Source organism: Flavobacterium johnsoniae UW101, assembly GCF_000016645.1.
In the GTDB taxonomy this organism is placed as follows: domain Bacteria; phylum Bacteroidota; class Bacteroidia; order Flavobacteriales; family Flavobacteriaceae; genus Flavobacterium; species Flavobacterium johnsoniae.
In genome coordinates, this window is record NC_009441.1 from 3844159 (window position 1) to 3867240 (window position 23082).

Annotated in this window: 20 protein-coding genes; 8 read left to right on the forward strand and 12 right to left on the reverse strand. The window is 35.8% G+C overall.

Features of this window, described 5'->3' with window-relative positions; genetic code table 11:
* Positions 1–2 precede the first annotated feature (2 nt).
* The 7 genes from FJOH_RS16730 to FJOH_RS16760 form a co-directional block, all read right to left on the reverse strand.
* On the reverse strand, positions 3–3155 hold the full coding sequence (locus tag FJOH_RS16730; RefSeq protein ID WP_012025213.1) for an efflux RND transporter permease subunit: 3153 nt from the start codon (positions 3153–3155) through the stop codon (positions 3–5).
* A gap of 30 nt (positions 3156–3185) precedes the next feature.
* Complete coding sequence (locus FJOH_RS16735) at positions 3186–4322, reverse strand: efflux RND transporter periplasmic adaptor subunit (protein WP_012025214.1); 1137 nt, start codon at positions 4320–4322, stop codon at positions 3186–3188.
* A gap of 358 nt (positions 4323–4680) precedes the next feature.
* Positions 4681–5433: a LytR/AlgR family response regulator transcription factor gene (locus tag FJOH_RS16740; RefSeq protein WP_012025215.1), complete on the reverse strand. Its 753-nt coding sequence runs from the start codon at positions 5431–5433 to the stop codon at positions 4681–4683.
* Positions 5434–5438: 5 nt separating this feature from the next.
* Positions 5439–6533, reverse strand: coding sequence for a sensor histidine kinase (locus FJOH_RS16745; RefSeq protein ID WP_012025216.1), 1095 nt, complete (start codon positions 6531–6533; stop codon positions 5439–5441).
* Between the two features lie 199 nt (positions 6534–6732).
* Positions 6733–7779, reverse strand: coding sequence for a beta-ketoacyl-ACP synthase III (locus tag FJOH_RS16750; RefSeq protein WP_012025217.1), 1047 nt, complete (start codon positions 7777–7779; stop codon positions 6733–6735).
* Between the two features lie 170 nt (positions 7780–7949).
* A complete protein-coding gene (locus FJOH_RS16755; protein WP_012025218.1) occupies positions 7950–8783 on the reverse strand; it encodes a universal stress protein in 834 nt (277 codons plus the stop codon).
* Between the two features lie 631 nt (positions 8784–9414).
* On the reverse strand, positions 9415–9666 hold the full coding sequence (locus FJOH_RS16760) for a hypothetical protein (protein ID WP_012025219.1): 252 nt from the start codon (positions 9664–9666) through the stop codon (positions 9415–9417).
* Positions 9667–9950: 284 nt separating this feature from the next.
* On the opposite strand from FJOH_RS16760, the gene FJOH_RS16765 reads away from it, so the two are divergent.
* Positions 9951–10304, forward strand: a complete 354-nt coding sequence (locus FJOH_RS16765) for a hypothetical protein (protein ID WP_012025220.1) — start codon at positions 9951–9953, stop codon at positions 10302–10304.
* Between the two features lie 137 nt (positions 10305–10441).
* Here FJOH_RS16765 and FJOH_RS16775 read toward each other — a convergent pair whose 3' ends face one another.
* From FJOH_RS16775 to FJOH_RS27160, 3 genes are all read right to left on the reverse strand, one after another.
* A complete protein-coding gene (locus tag FJOH_RS16775) occupies positions 10442–11143 on the reverse strand; it encodes a CPBP family intramembrane glutamic endopeptidase (protein WP_012025221.1) in 702 nt (233 codons plus the stop codon).
* Between the two features lie 73 nt (positions 11144–11216).
* Positions 11217–11504, reverse strand: coding sequence for a cyclic nucleotide-binding domain-containing protein (locus FJOH_RS27155; RefSeq protein ID WP_202944869.1), 288 nt, complete (start codon positions 11502–11504; stop codon positions 11217–11219).
* Entirely contained in the window at positions 11462–11806 is a 345-nt protein-coding gene (locus tag FJOH_RS27160; RefSeq protein WP_200799100.1) for a hypothetical protein, read from the reverse strand. The genes FJOH_RS27155 and FJOH_RS27160 overlap by 43 nt, the downstream gene beginning before the upstream one ends.
* A gap of 187 nt (positions 11807–11993) precedes the next feature.
* Here FJOH_RS27160 and FJOH_RS26640 point away from each other — a divergent pair, with 187 nt between their 5' ends.
* From FJOH_RS26640 to FJOH_RS16800, 4 genes are all read left to right on the forward strand, one after another.
* Positions 11994–12353, forward strand: a complete 360-nt coding sequence (locus FJOH_RS26640) for a hypothetical protein (protein WP_012025222.1) — start codon at positions 11994–11996, stop codon at positions 12351–12353.
* A 243-nt stretch (positions 12354–12596) separates the two neighbouring features.
* Positions 12597–13703, forward strand: a complete 1107-nt coding sequence (locus tag FJOH_RS16790; protein ID WP_012025223.1) for an efflux RND transporter periplasmic adaptor subunit — start codon at positions 12597–12599, stop codon at positions 13701–13703.
* Between the two features lie 26 nt (positions 13704–13729).
* Positions 13730–16846 (forward strand): efflux RND transporter permease subunit, encoded by a 3117-nt coding sequence (locus tag FJOH_RS16795; RefSeq protein WP_012025224.1) that lies wholly within the window; start codon positions 13730–13732, stop codon positions 16844–16846.
* 3 nt (positions 16847–16849) lie between these two features.
* The gene (locus FJOH_RS16800; RefSeq protein WP_012025225.1) at positions 16850–18304 is read left to right on the forward strand and encodes a TolC family protein; all 1455 of its coding nucleotides are present in this window, start codon (positions 16850–16852) and stop codon (positions 18302–18304) included.
* A 102-nt stretch (positions 18305–18406) separates the two neighbouring features.
* Here FJOH_RS16800 and FJOH_RS16805 read toward each other — a convergent pair whose 3' ends face one another.
* Positions 18407–19012 (reverse strand): 5'-methylthioadenosine/S-adenosylhomocysteine nucleosidase family protein, encoded by a 606-nt coding sequence (locus tag FJOH_RS16805; protein WP_012025226.1) that lies wholly within the window; start codon positions 19010–19012, stop codon positions 18407–18409.
* Between the two features lie 223 nt (positions 19013–19235).
* Here FJOH_RS16805 and FJOH_RS16810 point away from each other — a divergent pair, with 223 nt between their 5' ends.
* The 3 genes from FJOH_RS16810 (at position 19236) to FJOH_RS16820 (ending at position 21796) form a co-directional block, all read left to right on the forward strand.
* The gene (locus FJOH_RS16810; protein ID WP_012025227.1) at positions 19236–20066 is read left to right on the forward strand and encodes a helix-turn-helix domain-containing protein; all 831 of its coding nucleotides are present in this window, start codon (positions 19236–19238) and stop codon (positions 20064–20066) included.
* 162 nt (positions 20067–20228) lie between these two features.
* Entirely contained in the window at positions 20229–21062 is an 834-nt protein-coding gene (gene ygiD, locus FJOH_RS16815) for a 4,5-DOPA-extradiol-dioxygenase (RefSeq protein WP_044048352.1), read from the forward strand.
* On the forward strand, positions 21059–21796 hold the full coding sequence (locus FJOH_RS16820) for an alpha/beta hydrolase (protein ID WP_012025229.1): 738 nt from the start codon (positions 21059–21061) through the stop codon (positions 21794–21796). Before ygiD ends, FJOH_RS16820 begins: the two co-directional genes overlap by 4 nt.
* A 101-nt stretch (positions 21797–21897) precedes the next feature.
* Here the strand turns inward: FJOH_RS16820 and FJOH_RS16825 are convergent, their stop codons facing one another.
* Entirely contained in the window at positions 21898–23022 is a 1125-nt protein-coding gene (locus tag FJOH_RS16825; RefSeq protein ID WP_012025230.1) for a patatin-like phospholipase family protein, read from the reverse strand.
* Positions 23023–23082: the final 60 nt, after the last annotated feature.

Here is a 23082-nt window from a genome sequence, read left to right on the forward strand (position 1 = left end):
TATTATTCTTTTACGGTTTGAACTACATTCTTCTTACCTGATACTTTTTCCTGCAGATATTGAAATACAATGAAAAGCAGCGGAATCACAAAAACTCCTAAAATAACACCGCTCAACATTCCAATTGAAGCACTTACACTTATCGATCTGTTTCCTACAGCAGTTCCTCCCGAAGCAAACATCAATGGAATCATCCCTACAATAAAGGCCAGCGAAGTCATGATAATAGGACGTAATCTCGATTTTGCACCTTCAAGAGCCGCTTCGGTAATAGTTAATCCTGCGTTTCGTCTCTGCAGCGCAAATTCCACAATAAGAATCGCGTTTTTGGCCAGAAGCCCCACAAGCATAATTAATCCTACCTGAACGTAAATGTTATTGTCTAAACCAACGGCTTTAATTCCCGCAAAAGCTCCTAAAATTCCGGTTGGAATAGAAAGCAATACTGCCAATGGCAATAAATAACTTTCGTATTGTGCCGCCAATAAGAAGAACACAAAAAGCAGACACAATCCAAAAATGGCAATGGTTTGGTTTCCTCCTGCTTTTTCTTCCAAACTTAAACCTGTCCATTCGTAACTGTAATCAGACGGAAGTTTATCCAGAACTTTTTCTAAATTCCCCATAATTTGTCCGTTACTATATCCTGGCAGAGCCATTGCTGTAATATTTACCGAATTATAAAGGTTGTATCGGTTTACCGATTCCGGCCCGTACACTTTATGGAATTTTACAATCGATTTTACCGGAACCATCTGCATATCAGCATTTCTTACGAAAATTTCATTAAACGCATCCTGATCCATTCTAAAAATTCCGTCGGCTTTTACATTCACTCTGTAAAACTTACCAAATCTGGTAAAATCTGACGATTGATCTCCTGCAAAATAAGTCTGTATATTTCCTAAAAGATCCTTTACATTCACGCCCATTTGACGCGCTTTATCTTCATCAACTTCTAATTCTAACTGCGGATAATCGGCTCTAAAAGTTGTATAAGCATATTGAACTCCCGGCTGCTGCATAATCTGTCCAATTACTTTATCAGACATTGCTTTTAAAGTTTCCGGATTTCTTGCCATTCTGTCTTGTAAAACGATTTCGGCACCACTTGTTACTCCAAATCCTTCAACCGGAGGCATTCTAAATACCATGATCGAGCCTTCTTTAATAGTCGACAATTTAGCTGTAACGCTATTCAAAATTTCGTCAATATCCTTAACTGCACCTCTTTCTTTTTTAGGTTTTAATTTGATAAACCCTAATCCGTAAGCTGTACTGGCACTGTTGCTCAAAATATTAAATCCGGTAATACTTGTATTAACATCGATTGCTTTTTCTGTTTCTAATATTTTTTCCATTCTCTGAACCACTTCAGTTGTACGATCAAGCGCAGTTCCCGGAGGCATTGACAAACTATACACCATGAATCCGTCATCTTCCAGCGGAACGAAACTTTTTGGAGTCGACATCATCATCCATACAGCAATTGCACTAATTCCTGTTACTAATCCTGCCGCAAGCCATTTTCTGCCAATAAGGAAACGAACGGCTTTGATGTATCTTCCGGTCAAATTGTTGAAACCTGTATTAAATCCGATGAAAAAACGTTCTTTAAAAGTGGTTTTATGTTCATTTTTTCCGTGTTCGCCATTATGAACATTCTTTAAAAGCAGGGCACACAATGCCGGAGTAAGCGTAAGTGCATTTACTGCCGAAATAATAATCGCAATAGCCAGCGTATAAGCAAACTGCTTGTAGAAAATACCCGATGATCCGGTCATGAAACCAATTGGAATAAATACAGCTGACATTACTAAAGTGATCGAAATAACCGCTCCCGTAATTTCTGCCATCGCACCGTGAGTGGCTTCTTTGGCTGTTAAACTGCTGTCTTCTTCCATTTTACTGTGTACGGCCTCGACGACCACAATGGCATCATCGACGACAATACCAATGGCTAATACGAGGGCAAAAAGCGTCAAAATATTAATGGTAAAACCAAACACAAGCAGAAAGAAAAAAGTACCCACAATGGCTACAGGAACAGCAATTGCCGGAATAATCGTCGAGCGAATGTCCTGCAGGAATATAAATACTACTATGAAAACCAGAATGAAAGCTTCTATTAAGGTTGATTTTACCTGGCCAGTAGCTTCGTCAAGTCTTTCTTTGGTACTCATTACATTGACGTATTTAATTCCCGGAGGAAAAGATTTTGATAATCTCTCTACCTCTTTGTTTACGCCAATTTCGATATCATTTGCATTAGAACCCGAAGTCTGTAAAATAGCCATTGTTACAGCATTTAATGAGTTCGATTTGTTATCGCCGCTGTATGAAATAGAACCAAACTCAACCCTGGCAACGTCTTTAAGTCGTAAAAGACTGCCACCGTTATTTTTAACTACAATATTTTCATATTGTTCCGGTTTGTTTTTCTTTCCTTTATAACGAATAACATATTCTAAAGCCGCTTTAGATTCTTCTCCCAGCTTTCCCGGCGCCGACTCTAAACTCTGTTCTGCAATGGCCTGCGTAACATCTGAAGGTACTAAACCTGCATTTGCCATTTTTCGCGGATCAAGCCATATACGCATCGAATAATCTTTCTGTCCGAAAATCTGAACCTGTCCTACTCCCGGCACACGTTTTAACTGCGGTACTAAATTGATGTTGGCATAATTTTGTAAAAACAACTCATCGTATTTATTGTTATCATCTGTATAAAGATTGAAAATAACAATCATACTGTTTTGCTGTTTCGAAGTGGTAAGTCCCATACGAACAACTTCCTGAGGCAGTTTTGGCGTTGCCTGCTGCACTCTGTTCTGGACGTTTACGGCAGCCTGATCCGGGTCGATTCCTTGTTTGAAAATCACGCTGATCGAAAACGATCCGTCGTTACTTGCAGTAGATTTAATATACTGCATATTCTCTACTCCGTTAATTTGTTCTTCGAGCGGCGTTACTACCGAACGAATTACGGTTTCACTGTTTCCTCCCGGATAAGAACCGCTCACCATTACGGTTGGAGGTGAAATATCTGGAAATCTTGTAACCGATAATCTGGTAAGACCAATGATACCCAATATCACCAAAACAATGGAGATAACGGTGGCCAGAACCGGCCTGTCTATTATATTTTTTAACATGGAAAATGTTATTTATATTAAAATCAAAAATTATTTGCTGCTTACCGCTTTTGCCGTTTTTGGCACTACTTCCATACTATCGTAAAGAACATCAATTGAGTTTAAAGCGATTTTATCACCTTGTTTTAAACCCGATTTTACGAAATAATCTGTTCCGGAACTTCCGCCAATTTCAATAGGAACCATCGCAACTTTATTTCCAGGTTTTAAAACAAAAACAAAAAATTTGTCCTGAATATCTTTTACGCTCGCCATTGGAACGGTGATGACAGATGATAAACTGTTGTTTAAAATCACTCTTGCTGAACCTCCAGCGCGAAGCAGTTTTTTAGGATTTGGAAAAATGGCTTTTAAAGAAATTGTTCCGGTTGAACGGTCAATGTTTCCGCTGGCTACTTCCAGTTTTCCTTTCTGCTCGTATTCGCTGTCATCAGCCATAATAAGGCTTACGGTTTGATTTGATTTAGGATCTTTTGAAAAAGCAAGATAATCGGCTTCTGTTAATGAGAAATACACAAAAACGGTATTAATGTCTGAAAGAACCGTTAACGGCACAGCATCTGCCGGCGTAACCAGATTACCAATACGATTTGGAATTCGGCTGATATAACCGCTTACAGGTGCTTTAATTAAAGAGAAATCTGCATTTAATTGTGAAGATCCTAAAGCCGCTTTTGCCTGTGCAACCTGAGCAACGGCAGCTTCATAATTTGCCTGAGCCGTTTTTAACTGCATATCAGAAAAAACTTTTCCGTCAACAAGCGGTTTGATTTTTTCTACTTCAAGTTTAGCATTTGCCAGATTTGCCTGAGCGCTTTTATAAGCTGCACGGCTGTTGTTTACCTGTTCTGCATAAACATCTCCTTTAATTTTAAATAGAGACTGGCCTTTGTTTACATAATCTCCTTCTTTTACATAAATCGCTTCAAGATATCCAGAAACTTGTGCTTTTATGTCAACGTTTACTGTACCTTCAACAGTTCCCGGATATTTTTTTTCTACTTCACCTGTAATCGCTTCTGCCTGAAAAAAGTCTACTTCAGGTTTTGGGGCAGCAAAAGCTCCGGCATCTGCCCCGCTTTTACCACAAGATGAAAAACCGATGATAACCAATAAAACGGCTGCCTTACTGAGTGTTTTATAATTTTGGAAAAATTGTTTTGTCATTTTACTTCACTTTAATGAATTCGTCTAATTTGACGGCAAAATAACATCTCAAAACACCTTTAAAATGGGATAAATTTACCCAAACGTAATTTTTCGATACTGAAACGAATTAGGATTGATACTGCAGCAAAGACACAAGGACACAAAGACACAAAGACACAAAGTTAAATTTATTGAATAGCCTCCGGTTTTAACTGGAGGTATTTATAAGCGACAATACAAAAGGCTTTAGCCAAACTTGTCTTTTGGCTAAAGCCCTTGTTGATGACTTTATTTTTTCTCCAGTTAAAACTGGAGGCAATGCAAAAAAGTATGGTTCAACTTAGAACCTTAGCATCTTAGTACCTCAGAAGCTTAACTAGCGATCCATCCACTGTTTAAAAAAAGGTGCTTTTTCCCTGCTGATAATTACTTCGCGTTCAGGATCTGCTTTCAGCTGAATTTTTAGTTTTGCATTAAAATAATTAGCAATCGATTTTATGCTTTCGGCACGAATAAAAAACTGCCTGTTGGCACGAAAGAAAACATCAGGATCTAATTCCTGCTCCAGTTCTTCCATTGTCTGCGGAATCGGAATTACTATACCCGATTTGAGAACTAAATTTGAAGTTTTAAACTCCGAGTAAATAAAATCAATATCAGTTACATTTACGCTTTTATAACCGTCACGATACGTAACCAGAAACCGAAGCCGGAAAGTTGGTTTATTGATAAATCCCTTTAAAATTCCAGCGATGTCATTGTAAGTGTCGGTTTTAGATAAGGTTTTGAATTTCTGCAAAGCAAATTCCAGTTCGCTTTTATCAATAGGTTTCATCAAATAATCGATGCTGTTGACTTTAAAAGCCCGAACTGCATATTCATCGTATGCTGTAGTGAATATAACGGGACTGGAAATTTTTATTTCTTCGAAAATTGAAAAACTGATTCCGTCTGCCAGACGAATATCCATTGTAATTAAATCCGGTTTTTCGTTAGATTTCAGCCATTTTACAGCACCTTCGACTGTATCAATAATATCAAGAATCTCGCAATTGGGTTCTAATTCTTCTAACAGTCTTTTGAGCCGGCTGGCATTAATACTCTCATCTTCAATAATCAAAATTCTCATACTCTCTATATTAATGGTAAACGCACTGTAAAACTTTCTAACGATTGTGAAAAAACAGGTTTTTTGTTGAATAAAATTTTATATCTAAACTCAATATTCTTACGTCCTACGCCTGTAGACACTAAAGTTTTGCCCGATGTTGGCTGTAAATTATTCTTTACGATTATATTTTTTTCTTCAGAATAAATCGAAATAATCAACGGACTTGATAAAGTCGCCATGTTGTGTTTTACGGCATTTTCGACCAATAACTGCAGTGATAAAGGCGGTAAATGCATATCAAGGCAGTCGCTGTCTACTTCTAACTCTAATTGGATTTTTTCGCCTAAACGTTTCTTCAACAAATAAAAATAAGCATTTAAAAATTCTATTTCTTCTCTTACTGTGATAATATCTTTATCTAAGTTCGAAATCATGTAGCGGTAAACGCGTGTAATATTTTCTAAAAATGAAGCTGCTGCCTGCTGGTCTTCGTGAATTAATTCTGTTAAGGTGCTGAAATTATTGAATATAAAATGCGGATCAAGCTGCAGTTTTAAGGATTCTAACTGCGAACGTGTTACGGCTTCCTGAAGTTCTGAAGCTTTTATTTTAAGTTCGGCTGCTTCGTTTGATGTTAAACGCCAGCGGTTAAGCAAAAATATTCCGGTATGTACAGAGCTGATAAACAATGATAGTATTGCAGCCATGATATTGGACTGCCAAATAATAAGCAGTTCGTTTTCTTCTAAACAGGCTCCCGGATATAAGTAATTCCACAAATGGGAAAAAATAAAGTTTAAAAGAATATTTCCGGCTATAAGGCAGATAAATTGAGCAATTGCTCTAAAAATGGGATTATGTTCCCAGCGTATTAACCGATTTAAACTGCGTCCTACGAAAAGGCTTAATTCTGTCAATACACCGCAGTATACCAGAATAATAAAGATGTCAAATGACTTGTCGAATGATATTAAGGAATCTTGTTCGAAATTCTGGTTGGGATTTAAAAGATAGTATGATGACAAATACACCAAAAAAACCACTGGAATTACTATAATTCTATAGTATTTGTAGAAAAAATTCTTTCCTGTAATTTTATTTTGAATACTTGAACCCATTAACTTTTTTAAGAATTGATAATTTATTTTTTGTTATTTTAAACACATAGAAACATAGTTTCGAAATCTAAAAAAGGCTTTTCACCTGCATCAATAACATAGCTAAAAGCGTGCTTTCTTTTAAATTCTTTTTAACCAACAATAAAACTATGTTTCTATGTGTTTAATTTTTTATTACAACTATTTTATTTTTAAAAATTTACGATAGCTGCGGTTCTAAAACCTCCCATGTATTGCTGCTTTTTACCGCTTTTTGAGATTTTCTTTCTCTCATAACTCCCCATTTTAAGCAAGTTGCACCCCAAGAGAATCCGGCGCCAAAAGTAGTAATTAACAGGTTTTGACCTTCTTCAAAATCTGCTGCAAAATCCCATAAACATAAAGGAATCGTAGCCGATGTTGTATTGCCGTATCGGTCAATATTTACTTTTACTTTCTCTGATCCAATATTTAAACTGTCGCTCACGGCATTGATAATTCTCAGGTTGGCCTGATGCGGAATTACCCAGTCAATTTCATCAGAATCTAAACCGTTGCTCAATAGAACATCTCTTGAAACGCTCGACATTGCTGCAACTGCTTTTTTAAACACAAACGATCCGTCTTGTTTAATAAAATGCTTTTTGTGAACAATGCTCTGCATACTGGCCGGAAATTTAGAACCTCCCGCCGGAACGACTAAAGAAGCTGTACCGCTTCCGTCAGTTCGCAAAATGCTTTTCATTAGTCCGTATTCAGTTTCAGTTTTTTCCAAAAGCACCGCGCCTGCTCCGTCTCCAAAAAGAATGCAGGTATTGCGGTCTTCATAATCTACAATTGAGCTCATTTTATCAGCTCCCACTACAATAATCTTTTTATAGCGTCCGCTTTCGATCATTGTGGCACCCATTTCAAGTGCATACAAAAAACCGCTGCAGGCACCATTCATATCAAAGCCAAAAGCATTAGTAAGTCCGCTTAACTCGCAGATTTTACTTGCTGTTGGTGCCAAAAGATGATCTGGTGTTGCAGTTGCGAGTATAAGGGCATCGATTTCTGAAGGATCAACCTCGTAATTACTCATTAAATTTTCGATCGCTGCGCTGGCAAGGTCAGATGTGCCTTTGCCTACTGCAATTCGTCTTTCTTTTATTCCGGTTCTTTTTTCAATCCATTCTTCTGTAGTTTCAACAGTTTCTGAAATTGTTTTGTTATTAAGGATCGAAGTGGGTACAAAACCGCCGATAGCTGTAATCACTGCCTTCATTTTTGTTGTTTTTTTGTTATTTTATTTTTCTTTAAACAGAATAGAAAATTAGCTTTTTTCACCGTATTGGAGGGTCGGATTTTCAATAATTAACAAACAATTAATATAAAAAAGCATAAATTTCCAAAAAATCTTACCGCACAATCTTAAAGGTGTTTTTATTTTTTCCCTTAATTCTTCGGAATAGATAGTAACGGAATATCTAAACCTGCTGCCATGATTCTGGTTTTACTTTTATGAACTAATGAATCCCAAAAACCATATTTTTGAGGAACCATTACTAAAATATCAGCTTCAAAATTTTTGATTTCTTTTCTTATCTCATTGATTACCGCATTTGAACGTACGTTTTTGTAAATATATTTTACGTCTTCAAACTCTTTTTCAATCGAAGAATTCAGTAAAACTTTTCCCTGCTCCTCTTTAATTTCGTCCAGTTTTTCATCAACGCTGAAAAATTCAATTTCAGAACCTAAATTTCCAATCACGCGTCTAATCCAGGTAAATCTTTTTATAGAAGATAAACTCAGCGTATCACAGGCATACAGGATTTTTTTAGCATTTAGAAAACGTGCATTCTGCGGCACAGCCAAAACCGGAATATTCAGGTTTTTTATAACTGCTGTAGTCGAATTTCCCATTAAATCCTGTTCCAGAGAACGTTCTGCCATTCCCATAACCACTAGATTAGCATTCGTTTGTGTAATGATCGAAGGAAGTTCGTCTTCCAGAAAAGAATAACTGCAGATGCTTTCTACCGAAATTTTAAACAAACCTGCGATTTCTGCTCCAAAAGTCTGAAGTCTCAGTGCTGCTTTATCCATTTGTTTCTGCATTGATTCGGCAGTAATTAAAGAATTAGCGCTGTGAACACTCAAAGAAAATGAATTAAACAAAATAAGTTTAGCACCTGTTGCTTTAGCAAGTCCAGCGGCATAAGTAACAGCGTTGTTGGCAATTGAAGAAAAATTTGTGGCGGCGATTATAGTAAGTGGAGGAATCATAAATATATCTATTAAACATTTTAATTGTAAAAATGCCCAATTAATCTTTTCAGTTTATTTTAAAGTTACTGAATAATCATTTTTTAGGTCTCAACCGTAAAATTTAGCAGCCGAAAAATGACTGAATAAATCAAAAATATCAGATATTATCTTTTTCTTAGTTCTAGTTTGCATTTATCAATTCTTAAATAGGAATTAGACGTAATTTCATTTTATGCTGCTTAAACTTTCAAAAAAGGTTCATTCACACATCAAACCTAACTAATTAAAAATATTTATGGCTTATCTGCTAAAACGGGTATTTTTACTTATTTTAATTTCCTGTTTTTTACTTATTTAAGTTATTTCCTCTTATACAAATAACACCATCAAAACTGCCTGTAACTATTTTAAAGAAATATAAAAGCACAAAAAACCTGATGATAAACAAAGTATCAAAAGGTTAGAAATATTTTTAGGAAGGAAATGCGCTTGAAGTATTAAAAGCAGTGATACCTTTAATAGGATAAATTCTAAAAGAATAAATATTTGAATTTGTAACACGGTACAAACTCTAAACAAATGAAGCTGATATAATATAGCATTATCAGGAAAAGATATTATTTCTTTAAATCCTGATAACCAAGAGAGTCTATTTAACCAATACGCTTATAGTGTTAGTTAGGTTTTCTTTTATGATAAAGTCCTGAATGAATTCTTTAACCTCGTGACTGGCTTCTACTTTGGTTTCAAATGAATTAATATGAAACTCATCATCCTGATCGCTGATGTGGATAATTTCGGTATAACCTTTAGATATTAAAGTCCCTTTTAGTTTAATTATGTTTGACTGCTGCTTGCCGTCCAGCTCTTTGCGAACTTGTAGTTTTATAGCTCTTTCCATTTGTAAATATTTTTAAATAGTTAACTCTCATTCAATTATTAAATTTATAATAATTAGTAATTCGAAAAAATAATTTAACACACTCCACAACCTATTATTTATCAACACCTTATGAACATTTCTCAAAACTGCCTAAAATAAAGGATCGAACTATGTCTTTACTAATTAATACATCATTATAATTAAATAAACAATCCCAAAAATGCTATAAGACTCCCTGCCAGATATATGATTATTTTTGAATTGAAACTTATATACGATAAATCAATTAAAACAGATTTTATATGACAGCAGATACTAACCGATTTTATAATCAGGATGATTATAATTTCACAGATGATAATCAGAGTTATGTTGACCAATATCAACAGGAACATATGGGCGACGAAAATTTTGAACAGGAAAAATTATTAAATCAGGATCAAAATTATCTCGATAACGAATTCTCGAATGCGCTTGACAGAGATGAAGATGATGAAATCGAACCGGAATACGATGAAGATGGTCTGGAAGAAGATGACTGGGACGAAGACGACGATTTAGATGAAAGTGATCTCGACGATGATCTGGTTGAAGATTATGATGAAAATGACCGTGAGATCGAAAGTTTTTCTGATGATGGATATAAAATTGACTAATGAAAGTCATTTACACTTCTCAAAAAAAAATGCTCAAGCGGAGCAAAATATGTATAGCATAATTTATTCAAATCTGGCTAGATATTTTGCTCCGCTGAGCTATTTTATACAATATAAAATATTAAAATGGCTAGTATTTAGTTATTTAAAGCTAGTTTGGTTTTATTAAATTTACTGTCGTAAACAATTACAAATCCTATCCAGATTACCAAAAGAGCCAGAATTACCATTAATTCTTGTTCGTGAACTCCTTCTTTTACAAAGAAATTGTTCAGCGAATGAACTCCCGCAACGGCAAGAAGTGAACCTGTTTTAGAATATATCTTACCAATTCCCCAGGTTCCGAAGAAAATAACCCCAAGAAAAATTAGGTTTGAAGTTGTCATATTAAGGTTTAAATGCCATACAAACCAAAGAATAGCAATAATAGCAATTGAAGTAAACTTTGGAAGCCCTTTTAATTGTTCCTGCAAAAATCCTCTCCAGCCAATTTCTTCTAAAAGTCCGTAAACTAAAACGGTAAAAGCAAATACAATTGGGAACTTTCCGTATATAAAATAATATAAGGTTGTAATAGAAAGCGCAGGAAGCAGCCAAAAAACAACAAAAGGCAGAATATAATTGCTGTATATTCCTTTTAAAGACATTGGATTTTGAAGTGAGAATAATTTTATTGCGGCAAAAGCTCCCAGAGCCGGCCCCAGACCTCGAATTAAAATAAATATATAATCATTATGTTCAACTCCCTTAAATAAATCTGTTTTAACAGCTATAAATCTGCATATAACAGCGATGATGTAAAAAACTGCAATTGCTCCGTAGTTAATTTTTGGTTTCATAAGTTATCTTTTGATTAGGTTGAGACAAACTTAGTAATAGGAAACAAAAATAAAATTGACTTTGGGTAAGAAATTACTTCTCAATAATTCTTTTTCGAATGCGGCTTAAACTTTCTGCTGTTAATCCTAAATACGAGGCAATTATCTTTAAAGGAGTGCGCTGAAAAATTTCTGGTCTGGATTCTATCAGTTTTAAATAACGATCCTGTGGCGTAAGCGTTAAAAGATCAATTTGCTGCTGTTGTTTTTGTATGTACAGCATTTCAGAAACTGCTTTTCCTACCCTCAAACCAGCTTGAGACCGACTGTAAAGTTCTTTTAGGTCTTCATGATGAATTGACCATAAAGTAAGATCTTCCAAAGCTTCAACTTTAATAACAGAAGGTTTTGATTTAAAAAAGAAAGATAATCACTTATAAAAGACCTTTCATAAAGCAGGTTAATGCAGATATCCCTGTTCCCGTCCCACACAAACAATCCGGCAGAACCTTTAATTATTATATTCAAAAACTTTTCGACCTGATTGTATTCCTTTATAATCTGAGATTTTTTAAATCTTCTGACTTCTATCTTGTTAGAAAATCCGTCCCAGATATTGGTATCTGAGGCGTAATATGAATCAAAAATCTTTTTTACATCTTCTGGAGAAGGATTTTGGGGCATGGTTTAGAAATTTCGATTTACAAAAACCAAATTACAAAACAAATTTTAGTAAAATCTTTAAAAAGCCTTTTTTTCTTCATCTTTTTTTGAAAAAATTAAGAAATCCATACTTCACAAATGACTATCTTTGGCCATCAATTATGAGCCCTTTTTAACAAAACAAATTTATAATCTTCGAATTCAGTCGATGAAAAACACTAAGTTCACTTGTATAATTTTATTATTCCTGCTTCTCTTTATTAAGAGTACGGAATCTAATAAATATCATGCTGAACAAGACGTGTGCAAAAATCTCTGCGAACTTACTACGTCAGATATTCCGCAGTTTTCATCTACGGATATGCACAACAAGGAAATCCAGATTCATTATGTTGTAAAAAAGAAGATGAAGTTTAGAGCAACGACTCTGGACAGCAGCACCTTAAGACCGCCTTATTACAGCAATCTGATTAAATTCAGAAATTACAAAAGAAGCTTATTTTATGGAATCGCTTCTATATACCAAATTCAGCGTCACACTTACCTGCACCTGTATCAATTATTCTAGTTTTTAGAACCCCGTTTTTATTTTTACAAAAATGCAGTTTTTCAGCTGCAGTATTTTTTTGTGTTCCTAACCAAACACAAAGAAGCGTGTTTTCTATTTGTAAAAATATTAACCCGCTCGAAACGGTCTGAAAAGACAGTATTCGCAGCATTTCCATTTTATTTTCTAAACCCAATTAAAAACTCCCTGTAGGCTGTCTATAAGGGAGAGAATCTATTTATTTATTATTATAACAAATTAATCATGAGCATTAAAAACAATTCATTTTTCATCTCTATTTTATCACTGTTCGTTCTGGTCTCGTGCGGTGATAAAGCCAAAAAAAATTCAGATAAAATCAAAACACTGCCCGTTTATAAGGTGACTTTGAGAGATACCGTGGTTTCTAACCGATTTGTTGCCGATGTTCACGCCAAAAACAATGTCGAAATTCACGCTCGTATTCCCGGATTACTCGATAAAGTATATGTAAGCGAAGGACAAAAAGTAAAAAAAGGACAAGTCCTGTTTAAAATAAGCGATGTAGAACTCCAAATACAACTTTTAAAAGCCGAAGCTGTTTATAAAAGCAGTATGGCCGATTTAAGAATCGCAACCGTTGAACTGGAACAAGCCCAGACCCTTTTTAATAAAAAAGTAATTGCCGATAAGGAATTAGAATTATCTAAAGCAAAACACGATGCAGCTTCTGCTAAAGTGGCTCACGCATCTGCAGAAAGAAAAGCGATCAATCAGCAGATTAGTTTTACCACAATCCGCGCTCCATTTGACGGAACGGTTGACCGAATTCCGTTTAAAGAAGGAAGTCTGGTAGAAAACGGTTCTCTTTTAACCAACGTGTCACAGCTTGATTATATTTACGCTTATTTCTCAATTCCTGAAAATATTTATTTCCAGATGATGACAGATAAAAGCCTGAATACTCATGAAGATATTCAACTGGTTTTGCCAAACGGAATTGTCTATAACCAAAAAGGAGAACTTAGAACTGCCGACGGAGATATCGACCGACAAACTGGTTCTATTCAATATAAAGCAAAATTTGAAAATCCGCAGGGATTTATCAAACACGGAACATCTGGAAAACTTATTATTTCAGAACCCAAAACCAATGCGATCATAATTCCGCAAAAAGCAGTTTTTTCTATTCAGGACAAACAATTCGTATTTCTGGTAAATAAGGAAGGCAAAGTAAAAATGACCAACGTTACTATTGGAAGTACTCTTGATGATGTATACATTCTAAACAAAGGTTTAAAAAACAACGATTTAATTGTTCAGGAAGGCATTCAGTCTTTACGCGACGGCGATAAAATCAATATTAAAGAAACCCAGAACGTAAGCCTGTAATTATACATTATTAAAAAGATTTCGAAATGATAGAAATGTTTATCAAAAGAAAAATATTATCATTAATCATCTCGGTTATGATAGTACTTTTAGGATTACTGGCTTTGTTCCAGCTTCCTATTACACAATTTCCAGATATTGTGCCTCCGTCTGTAACGGTTACGGCAAAATATACCGGAGCCAATGCAGAGGTTTCTGCCAATGCCGTAGCGCTTCCGTTAGAACGAGCTATAAACGGTGTTCCGGGAATGACGTATATGTCTACTGTAACTTCAAATGACGGTTTAACGCTGATTCAGGTTTTCTTTGAAGTAGGAACCGATCCTGATTTGGCAGCCGTAAACGTTCAAAACCGTGTGACAACAATACTTGACGAACTTCCCGAAGAAGTTATTCGTGCCGGAGTTACCACAGAAAAAGAGGTAAACAGTATGCTGATGTACCTGAATATTACTAGTACAGATAAAACTCAGGATGAACAGTTTATCTTCAATTTTACGGATATTAATATTCTTCAGGAATTAAAACGTATTGATGGTGTCGGCCGTGCTGAAATTATGGGTCAGAAAGAATATTCGATGCGTGTCTGGCTGGATCCGCAAAAAATGCTTTCTTATAATATATCGGCAAATGAAGTCATCAATTCTCTTCAAAAGCAAAACATTTCTGCCGCTCCGGGTAAAGTAGGTGAAGGATCCGGACAGCTTGACAATCAGTTACAATATGTAATAAAGTACGGCGGAAAATTCTTTGAACCAAAACAGTATGAAGAAATTCCGCTGAGAGCCAATCCAGACGGAACGATTCTGCGTTTAAAAGATATTTCGAACATTGAATTTGGTTCGATGAGTTACGGAATGGTTTCTAAAACCGATGGAAAACCTTCGGCATCTATTATGTTGAAACAGCGTCCAGGTTCGAATGCATCTGAAGTTATTGCCAGTGTAAAAGAAAAAATGGCAGAACTAAAAGGAACTTCTTTTCCTCCGGGAATGGATTACAACATTGCGTATGACGTTTCGCGTTTTCTTGACGCTTCTATCGACGAGGTTTTAAGAACACTGATTGAAGCTTTTATTCTGGTTGCATTTGTGGTTTTTATCTTCCTGCAAGACTGGCGTTCGACCTTAATTCCGGTTTTAGCCGTTCCTGTTGCCTTAATTGGTTCGTTTACGTTTATGTCGATGATGGGATTCTCGATCAACCTGTTAACGCTTTTTGCTTTGGTTCTTTCTATCGGAATTGTTGTTGATAACGCGATTGTCGTCGTCGAGGCCGTTCACGTAAAAATTTCCGAAGAACATATGGAACCTTTGCCTGCCACAATCAGCGCGATGAAAGAAATTACCGGAGCTGTAATTGCCATTACCATTGTTATGGCGGCTGTATTTATTCCCGTTGCCTTTTTGAGCGGTCCGGTTGGGGTTTTCTACAGGCAGTTCTCGTTAACGATGGCAATTAGTATTGTGATTTCGGGAATCAATGCCCTTACGCTTACTCCTGCTTTGTGTGCTATTATGCTGAAAGCGCATGATCCAAGCAAAGAAAAAAAATCTTTACTGGATAAATTTTTCCACCGATTCAATAAATGGTTTGATAATGTAACGTCTAAATACATTAAAGTATTAGTAAAATTTGCCGATCGTACTTCGATTACGGTTGGATTATTGGTTTTATTCTGCTTATTTACCTGGGGAACAAGCAAGTTTCTGCCTTCAGGATTTATTCCGTCTGAAGATCAGGGAATGGTCTATGTAAACGTAACTACACCTCAGGGAGCAACGGTAGAACGTACCGAAAAAGCATTAGACGAAGTAACACGTCTTGCTAAAGAAATTAATGGTGTTGACAACGTAACGACACTTGCGGGATACAGTATTGTAACTGAAATTGCCGGCGCTTCTTACGGAATGGGAATGATCAACTTGAAGGATTGGAAAGAACGTGATATTTCGGTAAACGAATTTATCGCCAAACTAACCGAAAAAACAAGAGGCATTACAGATGCGCAAATTGAAATTTTTGCACCGCCAACAGTTCCCGGATTTGGTAATACGAGTGGTTTTGAACTTCGTTTACTCGATAAATCCGGCGGAACTATTAATAATACCGATGAAGTAACTAAAAACTTTATTAAAGAACTTAATGCTTCACCCGAAATACAAAACTCCTTTACCAGTTTTGATGCAACTTTTCCGCAGTATTTAATTCATATTGATTATGATCTTGCGGCAAAAAAAGGAATTTCTGTAGACAATGCTATGGCAACTTTACAAACCATGTTAGGTTCGTTTTATGCAACCAACTTTATTCGTTTTTCTCAAATGTATAAAGTAATGGTTCAGGCAAGTCCGCAGTTTAGAAAAAATCCCGAAAGTATTCTGGATATGTATTTAAAAAATGATGCAGGCGAAATGGTTCCGTTTTCAACTTTTATCAAATTAGAACGTGTTTATGGTCCAGAAGTTTTAACACGATACAATATGTATATGTCGGCTATGATTAACGGAGAACCGGCAGAAGGCTACAGTTCTGGAGAAGCTATTGCTGCTGTTGAAAGAATAGCCGAAGAAAAACTCCCTAGCCGATTTGAACTGGAATGGTCGGGAATGACGCGTGAAGAAATTCTCTCCGGAAATCAGACTATTTACATTTTCGCTCTTTGTATTCTGTTTGTGTATTTACTGCTTGCGGCACAGTACGAGAGTTTACTGCTTCCGTTTCCGGTATTATTGAGTCTGCCTGTTGGAGTTTTTGGTTCTTATCTTGCTCTTTTAATGGTTGGTTTAGACAACAATATTTACGCACAGGTAGCACTCGTCATGCTGATTGGTCTGCTCGCCAAAAATGCCATTTTGATTGTGGAGTTTGCGATGGCACAAAACAAGTTAGGACGAGACATTACCGAAGCAGCGATTGAAGGTGCGAGACTTCGTTTCAGACCTATTCTTATGACATCTTTTGCTTTTATTTCAGGATTGATTCCGTTGTGTATTGCCACCGGAGCCGGAGCAGTTGGAAACCGTTCAATTGGTACTGCAGCAGCTGGAGGAATGCTTATAGGAACTGTTTTCGGACTTGTAATCATTCCGGGACTTTATATCCTGTTTGCCAAATTAGAAAAAGCAATGAATAAAAATTAAAACATGAAACAAGAAATAAATAGATATATAATCTTCGGAGGCGTTTTACTGCTTACAGCCTGCTCTGCTCCTAAAATCAACAATAATTTCGCGGCAAAACAACTGCCTGAAAATTTTGATTTGAAAAGAAAAAAAGCAGAAGACAGTCTGCAGGATTTTATTCCGCTAAAAACAGAAACCTATTTTAAAGATGCCAAACTGGAAAACCTTTTAAAGAAAGCCATTGCCCAAAATCCTGACTATTTAATTATGCAGGAAAGAATTTTAATTGCCAATTCGCATTTAAAAGCAGCAAAACTGGGGCTTCTTCCTTCTTTGGATTTTGTGGCTGATGCTTCCGGAACGCATTATGGAAAATACACTATGGACGGTGTAGGGAATTTTGATACCAATTTTTCGCAAAATATTAATGAAAAACAAAGGATAAACGAAGATGTAACCCCTAACCTCTTTTTAGGCGGAAAAGTTTCGTGGGAAGCTGATATTTGGGGAAAACTGAGCAATCGAAAAAAAGCGGCTCGTGAACGTTTCTTTGCTTCTCAGGAAGGAATGCGTTTACTGCAAACCCGATTGTTAAGCGATGTCGCCGATTTGTATTATAAACTGATCGCTTTAGACAAACAGGCTTCGATTTACGATAAAAACCTCAAAACACAACAAAAAGCGCTTGATATTATTTCGGCACAACGATCTGTGGGAAAAGCAACCGAATTGGCTGTACAGCAGTTTAATGCTCAGAATAATAATATTTTAGCCGAAGCTGAACAGCTGAATTTAAGCATTGACCAAACTGAAAAAGCGTTATTAAATCTTTTAGGGGAATATGGCGGAAAAATCGACAGAAGTTCTGATTTTCTTTCTGGTCATCTTGAGGTGTTAAATCAAAAAATAAGCGTAGATTCGATTATTCATAAAAGACCCGATGTATCTGAAGCGTATCATGAACTTCGTGCCTCAAATGCCGATGCTAAGGCTGCACGTGCTGCCTTTTTCCCGACTTTAAACTTGGGAGGTTATGCCGGATTTAACTCGTTTTCTTTTTCAACTTTTTTTGATAACGGATCGTTTGCCTGGCAATTGCTTGGCGGATTAACAGCTCCGGTTTTTAATAAGGGACAAATAAAACAAGAATTTTTTGTATCTAATAAAAGACAGCAGATTTCGTTTCTGCAATATCAAAATACAATTACAACAGCGTATAATGAACTCAGTGCTTTACTGCACAGAACAGAATCTTTTGTTGATGTTTTGAAATATAAATCGAAGGAAATTGAACATCTCGAAATTGCTGTAAACGTTTCAAATGATTTGTATTTGAGCGGTTATGCCAATTATCTGGAAATTATTAATGCCCAAAAAAATAAACTGCAGGCCGAACTTGACTTTGTCGACATTCAATTAAAAAATGCAGAGTCACAGGTTTTATTGTACAAGGCTTTAGGAGGAGGAATTAACTAATCTTGAAGCTGCTACTGGTCGTAAACTTTTGAATTAGTACTTAAAAACTGCAGTTATAAATCCCACCCGTTTTAACGGATGGGATTTTTTTATTTTTAAGAGTTATTTTGAAGTTAACTCGTTTACATTCAATTTCAAAATACTGCCATACGCAACAGCCACTTTGTGAACCTGAACAGTCCAGTCTTCGGCGGCATTATCATCGGCACCATCAGATATGTATTTTAAACATAAAAACGGAATATTCTCTTTCATGGCAATCATAGCCAATGCATATGATTCCATATCTACAACATCATAAATGGTTTCAGAATGTTTCATTTCAAAACTGTCTCCCGTACCGCAGATTCCTATTGGAAGATCCTCCATTTCTAAACCGTATTCTAAAACAGGCGGTAAACCAGATAACGGCGTTTCATATAATTCAAAACCCAATCCGCGCACGTCCATGTCTCTCTGAACAAATTTGGTACAGCAAACCACATCACCTTTCTTAAAACGTGTACTTCCCGCCGAACCAAGATTTACAATTAATGAAGGTTTATGTACTTGTATGGCTTTCGTTAATTCGTAAGCAGCATTGACTTTTCCAATTCCGGTTATAAGCGCTGTATGGTCTTTAAAAACTTCTGCCGCTTCAGAAGCTAATGCAAAAGTGAAAAGAACTTCTTTGAATGGGTATGTATGTTTTTCGTTGATTTTTATCATAAAAATTAGAAGTGTTTTTTTATGATGCAAATATCGGGGATTTTGTTCTGAACTATTTATAAACTTTGTTATTACATTTAAATGAAAATGATAATATTTTATCTTTTGTGAATACTAAAAATAGTTTTTCCTTTCTTTATTACTACTGCATATCAACTTCAAAATTTTTTGTATTCAAAAATCAAAGTTATGGATTATCTTTAACCATCAAAATTTAATCCTCATGACAGAAATCTTCAAAATGTTCCGTGTTACAGCCGCAGAGTCTGAAAAAATAATGCAGTCTGTAAACGAACCGCATGCACATAATTTTGAAGAACTGATTATTGGCAGTAAAGGCCAGCTGGAACATTTTATAGATTTTAGTTCCAAATTAATAGACGCACCTTTTATAAGTTTTGTAACACAGGGCAAAATTCATCGTGTAAAACCGCTTATAAAAAACGGCGAATGTGATATGTGGGTTTTACGATTTAAAAGTGAATTTATTGCCGAAACTACTTTTAGCCTGTATGCTTCTTTTCATGATAAAGCAAATATTAGTTTACAGAGTAATCAGTGTTTTGAAAAACTGGATGTGCTGTGTAAAATGACTTATGATGAATATGTACAGGAATCTCCGGATCTCTCTGTAATTAAACAATTATTAAGTACTTTGTTTACTATTATCGAATCGGAACGACGTAAATTGAATCTGGATAATGACGAGTCTAAGAAAATTCAGAGTTCGACTTTTAAAAACTTCTTGAGATTGTTAGAAGAACATTATAAGGAATCTAAAGATGTAAATTTTTATGCTGAAAAACTTTTTATGACTTCAAGAAACTTAAACCTCATCTGCCAGAATATCTTACAGCAGAGTGTTTCAGAAATCATAGAAACCAGAAAACTTACCGAAGCTAAAAACCTATTAATGACTACTGATAAAAATGTCGCTGAAATAGGTTACGAACTCGGATTCAACGAAAAGACATATTTTACACACGCCTTTAAACGCAAAGCAGGCATGACTCCAACTGAGTTTAGAGACGAAATGCAAAAACTGCTTTCTTAAAAACACAACCATTCTTCCGAAAATCGTTACCGCTGCCACTGTTATTAAACAGAACTTTGTATCTCTTTAAAATGATACTTTTTACACGACTAATAACGATATAAAATGGACAGAAAAGATTTTTTAAAAACTATGGCAATTTTACCAATTGGAGCTGCAGCTATGAAACTCAGTTCTCTTAAAACTGTTTCTGATTCTTTTGCAGCAACTGAAAGAATGCCGGTTCTTTTTCTTGGGCACGGTAATCCGATGAATGCTCTGGCCGATAACAACTTTACACAGGGTTTTCAAAACGTTTCTAAAACATTACCTAAACCAAAAGCGATTCTTTGTATTTCTGCACATTGGGAAACAAAAGGAACTTTTGTAACGGCGATGGAAAAACCAGAAACGATTCATGATTTTGGAGGTTTCCCTCAGGCTTTATTTGATGTGCAGTATCCGGCACCTGGAAGCCCGGAACTGGCTCTGGAAACTCAAAAAATTATCACTTCAACTTCTGTTGGACTGAGTCATGACTGGGGTCTGGATCACGGCTGCTGGACGGTTGTTAAATTCCTTTATCCAGATGCCGATATTCCAGTTATACAAATGAGTATCGATTATACTAAACCCGCTTCTTATCACTACGAATTAGGAAAAGAACTTGCTGCACTAAGACGCAAAGGTGTTCTTATTGTGGGAAGCGGCAACTCAGTTCATAATCTTCGATTGGCAGCGTGGGACAAAATGATGCTTCCCGGATATGCTTTTGAGTGGGCTCATATTGCCAATGAAAAAATGAAAAAAATGATTATTGAAGAAGATCATCAATCTTTAGTGAATTTTGATAAACAAGGAAAAGAATTCCAGCTTGCGGTGCCTACGCCTGAGCATTATATGCCGTTATTGTACATTTTATCTCTTAGGGAAAAAGATGAAAAAGCGACCATTTTTAATGATGCTATTGTAGCGGGATCGCTCAACATGATGTCTGTCAAAATAGATAAGGCATGAGCATAAAAAAGTCGGTTTGGATTTCTTTTGGAATCCTTTTTCTAATTTCAATTTTCAGTTTTACCATTATGAATTCGAATACTAAAAATACTAAACTGCATTATGTAGTAAGACAGCCCAAAGTTCAAACAACTAATCCGCCTCTGCTTATTTTACTGCACGGCGTAGGCGGTAATGAACAAAATCTGTTTTCATTTGCTCCAGAATTACCAGATAATTTTGTTGTGGTTTCAGCAAGAGGTCCGCTCACTTTTGGTCCAAACAGCTTTGCGTGGTTTCAGGTAGATTTTTCAACCGGAAAACCTCAAATAAATGCAGAACAGGCTGAAAACGCACGAAAAATGATTATTGATTTTATTGACGATTTAAAAACAGAAATCAGTTTTGATTCTAATCAGGTTTATTTAATGGGATTTAGTCAGGGCGGTATTATGAGTTACAGCGTTTCGCTTACAGCTCCAGAAAAAATAAAAGGAATTGCAGTTATGAGCGGCAGACTTCTGCCAGAAATCAAACCCTTTATTGCAGATGACAAACGTCTTGAAAAACTTAAAATCTTCATTTCACACGGAAAACAAGATGCTGTTTTAAATTATCAATATGCTTTAGACGCTTCTGAATTTTTGAAAACAAAAAACCTAAATCCTGAATTTCATTCTTATGAAGAAGGTCATACGGTCAATAAACAAATGTTTGATGATGTAAATCTTTGGTTAAAAATCAATTTAAATTAAACATATCGAAACAATTTAAAGTTCTATTCTAAAAATTAAAAAAGAGTCTTTCAAAGTAATTTTGCAAGACTCTTTTTTTTGGATGTTGGTTTATTCTAATTTTAAGTATTCTGTTTTAATACGTTTACAATATCGAGAAAAATATCGCTTCCTTCTCCGCTTAAAAAATTTGCTGCTGTATCAATCAGCGAATCCACATTTGACTGCGCTATATTGTCCATTTTGGATTGCTCTCTTGTAATAGAAGGTTCTAATCTAAAATACGTAAGTCCGCCTTTTTGAAATCCGGATAATTGCTGGCTCGAAACCAATTGAACCGATTCTGTAATGATATTGACAATAGCACCACGTCCGTTTTCTGTTCCCGATAAATCATCTAAATCGCTCGCAAGCCATGGTGTAAAACCCCAATTTCCGTAATCAGGATCAGGAAGTCCCTGATGATTTGTAACCAATCCGGCTCCGCTTGGGTAAGAACCTGTTCCTAAAGATATTAGAATTATATCATCTAATGAAGAAGCTAATTTTGTTCTAAAAGCTTCGCTCACTGCCCAAACTGCAGGATTATTTGACATTACACCGCCATCAAGAGCCCATCTTTCGCTGGCATTAGAATTTGGAGCGCTTCCTCCGCCTAATTTCCCAACTGGAAAATAAGTTGGTGCTGCACTTGTTGCTCTTGCTGCTTCCCATACCTGATAATCATCTCCTGGATTTGCCGCATCATACCAATTGAACAAATAAGGACCGTAATCTTGTCCCAGAGTTGGATTTTGAATACTGTTACCGCTGCTGTTAATAGTATAACTAGTTGTAAAAACATGTTTTGTTCTTGCATTTTCTAAAGCTGCCATGTTTTGTTTGGCATCATTCAAAGTATAGTTTCCGTATTTCTGCTGTAAAAAGGGTTCTACTCCATTTCCGTTTCCATCATTGGCATAATACAAAGAATAATAATCTGGTACAATTGACGGTTGAGAAACAAAAATCTGAGAGCCGTCGTTTGTGTAAATTTCGTAGATTTCACTTGCTGTTAATGGTAATTTGTTATTTACCGGAGAAGATAAAGCAGTGGCAATAATACCTCCTGTCGATGTACCTCCTATTATATCAAACATTTCATAACATGATTTATTCAGCGCTGCTTCTATCTGCGAAAGAAAATAAGAAGGTATAATTCCTTTTATACCGCCTCCGTCAACTGTTAAAATAATAATTTTACTCATAACTCTTTGATTTAGTAGTTTGTATTAGGTCTTTTTGCACAATAAATTTATAGAACCTGA

What these genes read in the sequence shown, in the direction of transcription:
- FJOH_RS16730 (WP_012025213.1), bottom strand. Translation starts at nt 3,155, where the DNA reads ATGTTAAAAAATATAATAGACAGGCCGGTTCTGGCCACCGTTATCTCC.
- FJOH_RS16735 (WP_012025214.1), bottom strand. Translation starts at nt 4,322, where the DNA reads ATGACAAAACAATTTTTCCAAAATTATAAAACACTCAGTAAGGCAGCC.
- FJOH_RS16740 (WP_012025215.1), bottom strand. Translation starts at nt 5,433, where the DNA reads ATGAGAATTTTGATTATTGAAGATGAGAGTATTAATGCCAGCCGGCTC.
- FJOH_RS16745 (WP_012025216.1), bottom strand. Translation starts at nt 6,533, where the DNA reads ATGGGTTCAAGTATTCAAAATAAAATTACAGGAAAGAATTTTTTCTAC.
- FJOH_RS16750 (WP_012025217.1), bottom strand. Translation starts at nt 7,779, where the DNA reads ATGAAGGCAGTGATTACAGCTATCGGCGGTTTTGTACCCACTTCGATC.
- FJOH_RS16755 (WP_012025218.1), bottom strand. Translation starts at nt 8,783, where the DNA reads ATGATTCCTCCACTTACTATAATCGCCGCCACAAATTTTTCTTCAATT.
- FJOH_RS16760 (WP_012025219.1), bottom strand. Translation starts at nt 9,666, where the DNA reads ATGGAAAGAGCTATAAAACTACAAGTTCGCAAAGAGCTGGACGGCAAG.
- FJOH_RS16765 (WP_012025220.1), top strand. Translation starts at nt 9,951, where the DNA reads ATGACAGCAGATACTAACCGATTTTATAATCAGGATGATTATAATTTC.
- FJOH_RS16775 (WP_012025221.1), bottom strand. Translation starts at nt 11,143, where the DNA reads ATGAAACCAAAAATTAACTACGGAGCAATTGCAGTTTTTTACATCATC.
- FJOH_RS27160 (WP_200799100.1), bottom strand. Translation starts at nt 11,806, where the DNA reads ATGCCCCAAAATCCTTCTCCAGAAGATGTAAAAAAGATTTTTGATTCA.
- FJOH_RS26640 (WP_012025222.1), top strand. Translation starts at nt 11,994, where the DNA reads ATGAAAAACACTAAGTTCACTTGTATAATTTTATTATTCCTGCTTCTC.
- FJOH_RS16790 (WP_012025223.1), top strand. Translation starts at nt 12,597, where the DNA reads ATGAGCATTAAAAACAATTCATTTTTCATCTCTATTTTATCACTGTTC.
- FJOH_RS16795 (WP_012025224.1), top strand. Translation starts at nt 13,730, where the DNA reads ATGATAGAAATGTTTATCAAAAGAAAAATATTATCATTAATCATCTCG.
- FJOH_RS16800 (WP_012025225.1), top strand. Translation starts at nt 16,850, where the DNA reads ATGAAACAAGAAATAAATAGATATATAATCTTCGGAGGCGTTTTACTG.
- FJOH_RS16805 (WP_012025226.1), bottom strand. Translation starts at nt 19,012, where the DNA reads ATGATAAAAATCAACGAAAAACATACATACCCATTCAAAGAAGTTCTT.
- FJOH_RS16810 (WP_012025227.1), top strand. Translation starts at nt 19,236, where the DNA reads ATGACAGAAATCTTCAAAATGTTCCGTGTTACAGCCGCAGAGTCTGAA.
- ygiD (WP_044048352.1), top strand. Translation starts at nt 20,229, where the DNA reads ATGAAACTCAGTTCTCTTAAAACTGTTTCTGATTCTTTTGCAGCAACT.
- FJOH_RS16820 (WP_012025229.1), top strand. Translation starts at nt 21,059, where the DNA reads ATGAGCATAAAAAAGTCGGTTTGGATTTCTTTTGGAATCCTTTTTCTA.
- FJOH_RS16825 (WP_012025230.1), bottom strand. Translation starts at nt 23,022, where the DNA reads ATGAGTAAAATTATTATTTTAACAGTTGACGGAGGCGGTATAAAAGGA.